General features: G+C 66.3%; 9 protein-coding genes. 2 read left to right on the plus strand and 7 right to left on the minus strand.

Annotated features, from left to right (window positions below; genetic code table 11):
• Positions 1 to 244 precede the first annotated feature (244 nt).
• Positions 245 to 484: a hypothetical protein gene (locus tag AC6LKD_RS17515; protein WP_498116948.1), complete on the minus strand. Its 240-nt coding sequence runs from the start codon at positions 482 to 484 to the stop codon at positions 245 to 247.
• Between the two features lie 97 nt (positions 485 to 581).
• Here AC6LKD_RS17515 and AC6LKD_RS17520 point away from each other — a divergent pair, with 97 nt between their 5' ends.
• Complete coding sequence (locus AC6LKD_RS17520) at positions 582 to 4,868, plus strand: Ig-like domain-containing protein (protein WP_498116949.1); 4,287 nt, start codon at positions 582 to 584, stop codon at positions 4,866 to 4,868.
• Between the two features lie 78 nt (positions 4,869 to 4,946).
• On the opposite strand, the gene AC6LKD_RS17525 is transcribed toward AC6LKD_RS17520, so the two are convergent.
• The 6 genes from AC6LKD_RS17525 to AC6LKD_RS17550 form a co-directional block, all read right to left on the minus strand.
• Positions 4,947 to 5,483, minus strand: a complete 537-nt coding sequence (locus tag AC6LKD_RS17525) for a peroxiredoxin (protein WP_013393508.1) — start codon at positions 5,481 to 5,483, stop codon at positions 4,947 to 4,949.
• A 98-nt stretch (positions 5,484 to 5,581) separates the two neighbouring features.
• Positions 5,582 to 6,883 (minus strand): adenylate cyclase, encoded by a 1,302-nt coding sequence (locus AC6LKD_RS17530; RefSeq protein WP_498116950.1) that lies wholly within the window; start codon positions 6,881 to 6,883, stop codon positions 5,582 to 5,584.
• A 31-nt stretch (positions 6,884 to 6,914) separates the two neighbouring features.
• Positions 6,915 to 7,079, minus strand: coding sequence for a hypothetical protein (locus tag AC6LKD_RS17535; RefSeq protein ID WP_013393510.1), 165 nt, complete (start codon positions 7,077 to 7,079; stop codon positions 6,915 to 6,917).
• Positions 7,080 to 7,309: 230 nt separating this feature from the next.
• Positions 7,310 to 7,717: a DoxX family protein gene (locus AC6LKD_RS17540; protein WP_492276863.1), complete on the minus strand. Its 408-nt coding sequence runs from the start codon at positions 7,715 to 7,717 to the stop codon at positions 7,310 to 7,312.
• A gap of 167 nt (positions 7,718 to 7,884) precedes the next feature.
• Positions 7,885 to 9,273, minus strand: coding sequence for an ATP-dependent RNA helicase DbpA (dbpA, locus tag AC6LKD_RS17545; RefSeq protein ID WP_207467572.1), 1,389 nt, complete (start codon positions 9,271 to 9,273; stop codon positions 7,885 to 7,887).
• 195 nt (positions 9,274 to 9,468) lie between these two features.
• Positions 9,469 to 10,227, minus strand: coding sequence for an IclR family transcriptional regulator (locus AC6LKD_RS17550; RefSeq protein ID WP_207467574.1), 759 nt, complete (start codon positions 10,225 to 10,227; stop codon positions 9,469 to 9,471).
• 160 nt (positions 10,228 to 10,387) lie between these two features.
• Between AC6LKD_RS17550 and xsc the strand changes: the two genes are divergently transcribed.
• Positions 10,388 to 12,199 carry a sulfoacetaldehyde acetyltransferase gene (xsc, locus tag AC6LKD_RS17555; protein WP_207467577.1) on the plus strand — a complete coding sequence of 604 codons (1,812 nt, stop codon included), beginning with the start codon at positions 10,388 to 10,390 and terminating at the stop codon, positions 12,197 to 12,199.
• The last annotated feature ends 9 nt before the right edge of the window (positions 12,200 to 12,208 follow it).

Consider the following 12,208-nt stretch of genomic DNA (forward strand, 5'->3'; position numbering starts at 1 on the left):
TTCCGTCCCACTTTGATCCAAGCGCCGCAACACGGCCCGCTGGGCGTTGTCTGTTCGACACGGCCCGCGTTTCCAGCGTTCAGCCACGCCTGAACCGCCTCCATCGCGTTTTCCCCGCCAGTCCTGTCTGGCTTCCGTTGTACGCGGATTGATCTGGTATTCAGGTTTTCTGTTGGCGATTCAATAAATTACATATTGATATCAACAGTCATATAAATAGCATGTCGTCATATTTTGTCATTTTTTAAATAACTATACGAATCCCTCGGGCAAGGCTCGCTGCGAGCGCGCATGTAATTCCGTCCTGGATCTGAACCAGAACGGATTCGCCGATGCCGCCATTCAGTAGCTTGGCGACTTTGTCCGGCCGGCGCACCCCGGCCCGCGGGATTCTTTGAGACAAGGTCATGACGATGCTGAAACCAACCAAGTCATTTGCTTGGCGGAGATCGGCTGCAGGCCAAGCCAGAAGGGCGTTTTGCATCGCGCTTTCGGTTTTCCTGCTGTTCCAGGGATGCGCAGCGCCGCTAGCCGGCGAGCTGCGCAAGCCGCTACCCAGTTCCGAACGCAACGCTCCACCCATGACGGCCAGGGCCGAAGCCGCCGGCGAAACGCCGGACCCGGATGCCGCGCAGGCGCGGAGCCGGGCCGCGGGCACGCTGGATCCCGCGCCCGATCTGGAAGGCCGTCCCTTGCCGGCCAATCCCAATCAAATGGCGAGTGCCGACGCCAGATCGCTGGCCAGCGGCAAGGCCACCGGCGTAGCAAAGCGGGCGGCCGAAAGCTGGCTGGGCCAGTTCGGCACCGCCAGGCTGGACCTGCTGGGCAGCTTCCATGGGGGCGCCCTGGACATGCTGTTCCCGCTACACGATGCCGGGACCGGTCTGATTTTTTCGCAGTTCGGCGCGCGCCGGACCAACCTGCTGCAAGAGTCCTATCGGACCACGGTCAACCTTGGCCTGGGATACCGCCATTTCGCCGACGGCTTCATGGTGGGCGGCAACGCCTTCCTGGATCAGGACGTTTCGCGCGGCCATCGGCGGCTGGGCCTGGGCGGTGAATGGTGGGCGGATTATCTCAAGCTCAGCCTGAACGGCTACTTCCGCCTGAGCGACTGGAAGCGTTCGCCCGATGAGCGCGGCTACCAGGAACGCCCGGCCAGCGGTTGGGATATCAGGACCGAAGGCTATTTGCCTTGGTATCCGCAGTTGGGCGGCAAGCTGATGTTCGAGAAGTACTACGGCGATGATGTCGGCCTGTTCGGCGCCAGCAACCGGCAGAAGAATCCCCGTGCCTGGACCCTGGGCGTGTCGTATACGCCGGCGCCGGCCGTCACCTTGGGATTGGACCATCGCATGGGGCAGGGCGGAAAGTCCGACACGAGCTTCAAGCTGGGCGTGAAGTACGCGATAGGCGTGCCCTTGGCCAAGCAGCTGGAGCCGGGCGGCGTCGCGAGCAGCCGCCAATTGGCTGGCATGCACATGGACTTGGTCGAGCGCAATAACGAAATCGTCCTGGAATACAAGAAAAACGCCCCGCTGACGATCCAGCTGCCAGCGGCCACCAGAGGCTATCCGCAGACGGTGCTCAGTTTTCCGGTGACCATCGTGGGGGCCGGGGAGGCACCCACGGTCGAATGGTCCGGTTCGGCGGCGGCTTTTACCATGCCCTATGGCGGCGGCGCGTCAGGGGCGATGACGCTGCCTGCCTACAACATCGGCGGCGTCAACACCTATCGCCTGACGGCAACGGCCATCGATGCGCACGGACGGAAAATCAGTTCGAACGTCATGGAGGTAAGCGTCAATCCGCTCAGCCTCAGCGTCGCGCGCTCGAAAGCCGTGGCCCTGGCCGACGGCATGGACAGCGTCAGGTTTACGGCCCAGGTCCGCGGCGTCCAGGCGGAACCCATGGGCGGACGCGCCATTGCATGGACCTTGCGCGGGCCCGGCGCCATCAAGGAATCTTCGGACCGGACCGATGCGGACGGACTGGCGTTCGTCATGGTCAGCAGCCAGGTCGCCGCCATGGTCGAAGTCGAGGCAACGGAAGCTCAAGGCTTCAAGGGCCGCAGCGAGGCCGAATTCCTTGCAGCGCCAAGTTCGGCGAACGTCGCGCAGCTCGATGTGACTCCAGCGTCCATCCTTGCAAACGGCCGGGACAAGACCGTGCTGGCGGCGACAGTCAAGGATGGCAAGGGCAACGCGGTAGGCGCGGGGGTGGCGGTCAATTGGACGGCCACCGGCGGCCGGCTTTCCAGCGGCAGCAGCAATACCGATGCGAGCGGCGTGGCGGTGGCGGAACTGCTTTCCGCCACCGTTCCGGGCACCTCGGACATCACCGCCAAGGCTGGGGTCGATGATCCGGGGAAGACGAGGTCCGTGGATTTCCTGCTCGACGCATCCGATGCGAAGGTCGTGCTGCTCACGTCCGCCAAGACCACAGCCCTGGCCAACGGTATTGACACCGTGACTCTCACAGCCACCGTTGCCGACGGCCGGGGCAATCCGGTGGGCGCGGGCATCGCCGTCAATTGGGGCGCCAGCCTCGGCACACTGAGCGCGGCCTCCAGCAGCACCGATGCAAACAGCCAGGCCATGATCGTGCTGACAGCGCCCACCGTGGCGGGCGTGGCGGCCGTCAGCGCCAGGGGCGCAAGCGGCGATGCGGGCAAGGCTGCTGCGATCGCCTTCGTGGTGGATCCCTCAAGCGCCCGTGTGGTCCTGCTTGCGCCCAGCGAGACCAGTGGCGTGGCCAATGGCACGGATGCCCTGGTTTTCACGGCCACGGTTGAAGATGGCCGTGGTAATCCGGTCGGCGCCGGCGTCACCGTCAATTGGACCGCCAATCTGGGTGTCATCGCCTCCGCCAGCGTCACCAACGTCAATAGTCAGGCAACGGTGCTGCTGACCGCGCCCATCGTCCCCGGCATGGCGACCATTACTGCCAAGGCTGCGGATGGCGATGCTGGCAAGACGGCCTCGGCTGTCTTCGCGGCCGACGTGCTGAGGGCGCGCGTGGCCGTCCTGACGCCAAGCAAGACCAGCGGATTGGCCAATGGCACCGACACCGTCACGCTCACGGCCACAGTCGATGATGGCCGCGGCAGTCCGGTAGGGGCGGGCGTCGCCGTCAATTGGACCACCGACCGGGGCACCATTGCCGCCGCCAGCGTCACCAACGCCAGCAGCCAGGCTACGGTCGTCCTGACGGCGCCGACCATGATTGGTCAGGCGACCGTCACCGCCAAGTGCGCGCCTGTCCGGCAGGGGAGGAGCCTGGGCAGCGATCCTGGCAAGACCGCCGCCATCGCCTTCACCGTCGACACGTCCAGCGCGCACGTCATCGAACTCAGCCCGAGCAAGACCACCGGCGTGGCCAACGGCAGGGATACCGTGACGTTCACGGCCACGGTTACGGACGCGGGGGGCAATCCGGTGGGCGCGGGCGTCGCGGTCAACTGGGGCGCCACCATGGGTGCCCTCGCGGGCGCGACCAGCGTGACCAACGCCAGCAGCCAGGCCACGATCGTGCTGACCGCGCCGACGGCGGCCGGCGTGGCGTCCATCCTTGCCAAGGCGGCAAGCGGGGATGCCGGCAAGACCGCCTCCGTCACCTTCACGGCCGATGTGTCCACCGCCCGCGTGGTTTCGCTCCTTCCCTTGCGCAGCACCAGCACCACCTTTCCGGCTGGCGTTTGGGTCAATCTGAGAGCGACCGTGCAAGACGCCTATGGCAATCCTGTCGGCGCGGGTGTCACCATCACTTGGAGCAGCGACGCCGCCACTTTCGATCAGGCTACCAGCACGACTTCTCAGGACGGAACGGCTACCAACACCGTAACGCATTTCTCGGCCGGCGCAGTCTTGGTGAAGGCCCAGGCCGTAGCGGGGGATCCGGGCAAGACCCTAGTCATGAACTACGTGGCGGACCCGTCCCGGGATTACGTCAATATCTTGAACGCCAACAAGAATACGGGCGTGGCCGACGGCATCGGCACCACTATCTTCACGGCTGTCGTGCGCAACCAGTTTAACGACCCGGTGGGCGCCGGCATCACCGTGCACTGGACGACGACGGGAGGTACCTTGGCCGCGCCCACGAGCATGACCGATGCCGCCGGCGCAGCCCGCATCGTGCTGACCGCGCCGACCGTGGCGGGCGAGGTGTCGGTGAGCGCCAAGGCGGGAGCCAAGGATGAGAACAACAGTTTCGCCGTGGTGACTTTCAAACACAGCCCATCCTCTCCTCGCGTCGGCAGTGCTGCCACCAGCAAGACCCGCATCGTGGCCAATGGCCGCGACTCCGTGATCTTCACGGCGATGGTGCAGGACGGCAATGGCAATCCTTGGGGCGAGGGCCTCGTCGTCAATTGGAGTTCCGACCTCGGCACCCTGGATGGTGCTACCAGCAAAACCAACGCCAACGGCGCAGCCACGGCCGTGCTGACGGCAGGGACCGTCGCCGGCCTGGCCTCGGTGACCGCCACGGCGGGAGCGGGGGATTCGGGCGCGACCGTTAGCGTGACGCTGACGGCCGACCCGCTATCCCCCGGGGTTGCCTCCCTGACCGCCAGCAAGAACTCCGGGCGGGCCAACGGGACTGATACCGTGACCCTCATTGCGACCGTGAAGGATGCCAACGGCAATCTGGAGGATGCGGGCATCATCGTCAACTGGACGACCAACCGCGGCACCCTGGCCGCGGCCACCAGCAGCACCAATGCTCGCGGTATGGTCACGGTTCAACTGCGCGCGCCTACTTCCGCCGGTACTGCGGTGCTGACCGCCAGGACAGTGGCGGCGGATCCGGGCAAGACCGTCCGCGTGAAATTCGCGTCACGCGCCATCACCCCGCCGCAGCCATGACGGCCAAGACAGTCACGTAGGCTCTGGCCAGGCTGGTCCCGGCGTATGCCTTGGCGCCGCGCTGCCTGCCGGCGCCGCCTACTGCCTGGCCTTCCAGTCGCGCAGGGCGCGCATGGTGTTGGCCACGTGGGAATCCGGATTCATGTCGGTGTATTCGTACAGGATCTTGCCTTGCGGCGAGATCACGTAGGAGATGCGTTGCGCGTATTCCGGGCGCTTGTCGTGGACGGCGTCGTAGGCCTTCATGATCTTGCCGTCGCCGTCGGCCGCCACCGCGAATTTGCCGCGGCACTCGCTGACCGAGAACTTGTTCAGCGTATCAATGTTGTCGGTCGACACGCCGATGACGGTGGCGCCCAGGGACTTGTATTCGTCCGTGGCTTCGGCGAAGTTGTGCGCTTCTATCGTGCAGCCCTGGGTGAATGCGGCGGGAAAGAAATACAGGACCACCGGACCTTGCTTGAGCGCCTCGCTCAACGAGAACGTATAGACCTTGCCGCCCAGCGAAGCCTCGGTGCTGAATTCCGGCGCAGGGGCGCCCACGTCCAGCGCGGCCTGGGCCGTAGGGCCGGCCAGCAGGCCGCAGAGCAGTAACCAGGGGGCAATGCGCTTCATCGGAATCTCCAGAGTTTCAGGGGCCGGGCGGCAACAGGCCTACTGTAGCCCTGTGAGCGGCGAGGGTCCAGCGCGCGGCCTGGCGGCCGCGGCCGGGGCTAGTCACGCCCGGGCCCGCCGCGGCCATTGCCGTTTCCATCCCCGCGCGGCTGGTCGCGCTGCTGTTGCTGACGCGCCTGCTGCTGTGCCTGCTGGTCGCGCTGCTGTTGCTGACGCGCCTGCTGCTGTGCCTGCTGGTCGCGCTGCTGTTGCTGGCGCGCTTGCTGCTGTGCCTGTTGATCGCGTTGCTGTTGCTGACGCGCCTGCTGCTGTGTCTGTTGATCACGCTGCTGTTGCTGACGCGCCTGCTGCTGGGCCTGTTGATCACGCTGCTGTTGCTGACGCGCCTGCTGCTGAGCTTGTTGATCACGCTGCTGTTGCTGACGCGTCTGCTGAGCCTGTTGATCGCGTTGCTGTTGCTCGCGCACCTGTTGTGCCTGCGGCGGCTGTGGGCGGCCTTGCTGCCCGGGCGTCATATCGCGTCCGCGCTGCATATCCCCGCGATCCGGGCTGCGGTCGCCGCCGCCACGGTTGTCGCGCCCGTTGTTGTCCCGGCCGTCGCGTCCATTCCCCGGACGCTGGCCTTCAGGCGGCCTGCCGTTGGATTGATGGTCCACGTACGCCTGGGGCGGACGACCCTTGTTGTGGTCATAGAACTGCGCCCGGTTGTTCCCGGCATCGCGCACATAGCCGCGCTGCATATCGGTCTGCTGGGAATGCCGGTCCTTGCGCGCGGCGAGTTCGCGCGGGTCCGCGTCGCGCCGGATGCCCGACGGGCCGCCGTGGTAGCTGACGCGGCGGTTGTCGACGTTGTTCACGACCACTGTGTGGTTGTAGACGTTGGTCACGCGCGTGATGTTCACGTTCGTGACGGAGCGGTTGTAGTAGAAGCGGTCGCGTTTCCAGTAGCCGCCCACGTAGCCCAGGCCGGTGTAGCCGAAGCCGTAGTTGATGCCGCCATAGAAGCCCACGTGGGGGCCCCAGTAGCCCGCGTTCCACAGGTACACGCCGTTCACGAAGCCCCAGTATCCCGGTGTCCAGAGGGCGCCGGGATAGGGCGCCAGCACCCACGCGCCGGGGACCCAGAAGAAGCCGTAGCGATTGCGGCTCCAGTAGCCGGGTACCCACATATAGCCGTCTGCGGGCGCGGCCGGCTGCACATACACGGGCAGCGCAGGCGGCGGTTCCGGACTGCGGTCCACCAGCGCCAGGTTGGCGTTGGCCGGATCGCCATCGTCATAGACGGGCGCGGCGGGCGCGGGCGGCGGCGCATAGGTCTGCGCCGTGGCGCTGGCACAGGCGGCCAGCAGAACGGCCGCGGCCAGGGGGCGCGGGCGGAGGATCCGGGAGTAGATGTTCATGGTCTTTTCCTTTGCGCAACGGGCGCGCGGATCAATAGCCACGATAGTAGTAATGAGGGGCTGGATATGCCGGGTAGTAATAATGCGGCGTGTAGTACACCGGCGCCGGGCGGTAGTACGCCGGCCTGGCGGGCACGACCACGCATCCAGTCAAGGCGCTGGACATGGCCAGCATCAGCAACAGACTCTTCTTCATTTGCGACTCCTGCCGAGCGCCTGGCGTGGCTCACGCCTTTGTTGCGCTCGTCAGGATTAGGCCACAGGGCGGGCCCCGGGGTTCTGCCCTGTAATCGTTCCGAAACAGCTTTCCGGTGACGGATGTTTGCGGCTGCGTGACCGTCGATGTCGTTCGTATCAATGTCCGCGCAAATGAAGAGGGGCCGCCTCGGCGACCCCTGTGTAGCGCGTATCGCCGTGTTACGGCTATCAGTTCCAGCGGCCGCCGTTGCCGGCGAGGCTGAAGCGGCCTGCGCCCATGAAGGCGATGGCCAGCGCGGTGAACAGGAACATGCCTTGCAGTTCCAGCGCCCAGCCGCCGTTGTTGGTCAGGCTGCTGATCTGGCCGGAGTGGGCCAGCAGGATCGCGACCAGCATGTTGATGGCGATCAGCAGGCCGCCCAGGCGGGTGTAGATGCCGACGATGAGTAGGACAGGGGCGAGGATTTCGCCGACGTAGGCGCCATAGGCGAGGAAACCAGGCAAGCCGTGCGAGGACAGCATCCCGCTGATGCCGCCGACGCCGCCGCCGGTCAGTTTGAACAGGCCATGCAGCAGAATCAGAATACCGAGGGTCAGGCGCAGGATCAGCTTGCCGGTGTCGTCGGATTTGATCATGGTGAGTTTCTCTTCTATTGGTTGAAAGGGGACCGCGGCCGTTGGAACAGGTTGCGAGCCGTTGGTTCCGCGCCCCGATGATCGCGGGCAGGGCGGCCGCCAGGGCAGGCCGCGCCATTATTGCAAAACCCGAGCGAAATCATCAAGTTTTTGTCGCCTGACGACACTCAGAACTCTTCCAGATAGCGCATGCGGAAGCGCCGACCCTTGATATTGCTGTTAGACAGGCGCGAGAACGCCTGTTTGGCGATCTGGCGGTCCAGCGCCACGTAGGAGTTGAACTCGGTGATGTTGATCTTGCCGACCTGCTCGAACGTCAGGCCGCCGTCGCCGGTCAGGGCGCCCAGCAGGTCGCCCGGACGCAGCTTGTCCTTCTTGCCGCCCTGGATGCACAGGGTGATCATGGGCGCGCGCAAGGGGCGGTCCGCCTTGGGCCGCAGCGTCTTGATGTCGCCCCACACCAGCGGCGCGCCCTGATATTGCTCGATCAGGTTGGCCCAGCGCATTTCCTCGGGCGAGCACAGGCTCAGCGCCAGGCCCTTCTGTTCGCCGCGGCCGCTGCGGCCGATGCGGTGCACGTGGACCTCGGTGTCCTTGGTGACGTCGACGTTGATGACGGCGCCCAGGTTCTGGATGTCCAGGCCGCGCGCGGCCACGTCGGTGGCCACCAGCACGGCGCAGCTGCGGTTGGCGAACTGGATCAGGATCTCGTCGCGCTCGCGCTGCTCCAGGTCGCCGTTGAGCGCCTGGGCGCTGATGCCCTCGGCTTGCAGGCGTTCGACCAGGTCGTGGCTGCGGATCTTGGTGTTGCAGAAGGCCAGCGTGGATTCCGGACGGAAATGCGCCAGCAGGCGCGTCACCGCGTCGAGCCGGTCCTTTTCATCGATTTCGTAGAAGATCTGCTCGATGCGGCTGGCGTCGTGCTGCGCCTCGACCTTGACCTCGGCGGGATTGCGCAGGAAGCGGGCGCTGAGCTTGCGGATGTTGTCGGGATAGGTCGCCGAGAACAGCAGCGTCTGGCGCTTGGTCGGGCAGTGCGAGGCGATGGCCACGATATCGTCATAGAAGCCCATGTCGACCATGCGGTCGGCCTCGTCCAGCACCAGGGTGTTCAGACCCGACAGGTCCAGGCTGCCGCGTTCCAGGTGGTCCTGGATGCGGCCGGGCGTGCCCACCACCAGATGGGTGCCGCGCGCCAGCGACTCGGCCTGGGGGCGGGCGGCGGCGCCGCCGCACAGGGTCAGGATCTTGATGTTGGCGATCTGGCGCGCCAGCCGGCGCAGCTCCTGCGCGACCTGGTCGGCCAGTTCGCGCGTGGGGCACACCAGCAGCGCCTGCGGCGTCAAGCGCGCGGGATCGAGTTTCTGCAGCACGCCCAGGCCGAAGGCCGCGGTCTTGCCGCTGCCGGTCTTGGCTTGTGCGATGAGATCGCGGCCTTCCAGGATCAGCGGCAGGCTTTGCGCCTGGATGGGCGTCATCTGCTCGAAACCCAGGCTCTTCAGATTGTCGAGCAGGGCGGGCAGGAGGGGCAGGGAGGTAAAGGAGGTGTCGGTCACGATAGGAGAGATAGTCGCTTTCTGCCCGGCGGTGGCCTGGCGGCAAAAGAAAGGGGCGGTTGCGCAAACCGCATACGCCCAAGAGTGTAATGCCTGCGGCCGATGGGGCCTGCAACAAAGGTCCGGATATGGCGGGCCGGACTTGTCCCTGCCGACATGCCCCGGGACGGGCCGGCCAGCGGGATCTGGCGGCGGTCAGGCGTCCGGCCCATAGGTCCCGGCCAAGGCCCGGGCGGCCTCCTGCATGCGCGGCAGCCAGGCACGCGCGCCTTCGATCGACAGCCGCGCCACTGGCGCGTGCAAGGCCACGGCGGCAATGGCGCGCGTGCCATGCAGGATGGGCACCGCCATGCAGACGATCCCCAGCAGGAATTCCTCGCGGTCGAAGCTGGCGCCTTCCCTCTTGATGGTACGCAGTTCCTGCTCCAGCGCGGCCACGTCGCACAGGGTGTTGGGCGTGTAGCGCGGCAGCGCCGCCGCGGCCAGCAGGCGCTGGCGCGCCTCGCGCCGCATATGCGCCAGGAACAGCTTGCCGCTGGCCGAGCAATGCAGCGGTACGCGCGATCCTGATTGCAGGTTCACCCGCAGCGGCCAGGCGGTTTCGACGCGGTCCAGGTAGATGACCTCGTCGCCGTCCAGCATGGTGCAGTTGCAGGTTTCGCCGATCTCGTCGACCAGGCTGTCCAGGATGCGGTGGCGCTCGCCGCGCAGGGGCGAGTTCAGCAGCGTGTCGCGCGCCAGCGCGCTCAGGCGCGGGCCGCTGACGTAGCTTTTGCCGGCGGGTTCGCGCAGCAGCATGCCGGCGTCGACCAGGCGCGACAGGATGCGCAGCACCGAGGGCTTGGGCAGGCCGGTGGCGTCCGTCAGCGCGGCCAACGATACCGGTTGCCCCGAGCGGGCGACCTGTTCCAGCAGGGTCAGCGCGCGCAGCGCTGCGGAGGATTCGTCTTTCATCTTTCAATAATTGAAGATTCGGCGGTTCGCCCCCCATCTTTGCACGGATTTTGCAGAAAATGGAACGCAGCGGGGTGTGAGCGGCGAGGTTTCTGCTGCAGTATCGGATCATGCCGGCCCAGATGCAATCCGACACCGCCGGCCTGCCAGGAGAGAGACCATGAGCAGCAAGCAACACATGACCCCCAGCGAAGCGTTTGTGGAAACGCTGGTCGCCCAGGGCGTCAAGGACGTATTCGGCATCGTCGGCTCGGCCTTCATGGACGCGCTGGACCTGTTTCCGGCGGCGGGCATCCGCTTCGTGCCCACGGTGCATGAACAGGGCGCCGCGCACATGGCCGACGGCTACTCGCGCGTGACCGGCCGCCACGGCGTCTGCATCGCGCAGAACGGCCCGGGCATCACCAATTTCGTGACCGGCGTGGCGGCCGCCTATTGGGCGCACAGCCCGGTCGTGGCGATCACGCCCGAGACCGGCACTGCGGGCATGGGGCTGGGGGGCTTCCAGGAAACCGAACAGCTGCCCATTTTCTCGCGCATCACCAAGTACCAGGCGCACGTGAACCGTCCCGACCGCATGGCCGAGTTCACTGCCAAGGCCTTCGACAACGCGCTGGCCGAGCGCGGCCCCACGCAGCTGAACATTCCGCGCGACTACTTCTATGGCGAGATCGACGTGGCCATCCCCGAGCCGCGCCGCATCCGCCGTGGTCCGGGCTCGGAAGAGGATCTGGAGGCGGCAGCGCAGATGCTGGCGCAGGCCAAGTTCCCCGTCATCGTGGCGGGCGGGGGCGTGCTGTTCTCGGAGGGCCAGGCCGAATGCGTGGCCTTGGCCGAATTGCTGGGCGCGCCGGTGGTCACCAGCTACCTGCATAACGACGCCTTCCCGGCCAGCCATCCACTGTGGTGCGGCCCGCTCGGCTACCAGGGCGCCAAGGCCGGCATGAAGCTGCTGTCGCAGGCCGACGTGGTGCTGGCGCTGGGCACGCGTCTGGGTCCCTTCGGCACCTTGCCGCAGCACGGGCTGGACTACTGGCCGCAGGGCGCGCGCATCATCCAGGTGGACGCCGACCACCGCATGCTGGGCCTGGTGCGGCCGGTGTCGGTCGGCATCTGCGGAGATGCCAAGCCGGCCGCGGCGGCGCTCGCCGCCAAGCTGCAAGGGCGCGAGGTCGCTTGCGCCGCCACCAAGGCGGGGCGCGGCGAGCAGATCGCGGCGCAGAAGGCCGAATGGGAAACGGAACTGGACAGCTGGTCGCATGAGCGCGACGACTGGAGCCTGGACATCATCGAGCACGGCGGCGGCCGCATGCATCCGCGCCGCATGCTGCGCGAGCTGGAACGCGCCATGCCCAAGCACGTGATGGTGTCCACCGACATCGGCAATATCTGCTCGGTGTCCAACAGCTACCTGCGCTTCGACGAGCCGAATTCCATGCTGGCCGCCATGAGCTTCGGCAACTGCGGCTACGCCTTGCCCGCGCTGATCGGCGCCAAGCTCGGCAGGCCCGACCGGCCGGCCGTGGCCTACGTCGGCGACGGCGCCTGGTGCATGAGCTTCCAGGAACTGCTGACCTGCGTGCGCGAGAAGATACCGGTCACGGCCGTGGTGTTCCACAACGGCCAGTGGGGCGCCGAAAAGAAGAACCAGGTGGACTTCTATGGCCGCCGCTTCGTCGGCAGCAATCTGTTGAACCCGAACTTCGCCGAACTGGCGCGGGCCATGGGCGCTGAAGGCATACGGGTGGAGCACGCCGACCAGGTGGGCGCCGCCTTGCAGGCCGCCTGCAAGGCCCAGTCCGAAGGCAAGACCACCGTACTGGAGATGATGGTCAGCCAGGAACTGGGCGATCCGTTCCGCCGGGACGCTCTCAAGCAGCCGGTGCGCTTCCTGGACAAGTACAAGCAGTACGTGAACCAGCCGTTCCATCCGGGCGAGGTGCCGTTGTCGATCGATCCCGCCAAGCGCTGACCGCGTAGC

The sequence above is a fragment of the Achromobacter sp. D7-1 genome, assembly GCF_059760445.1.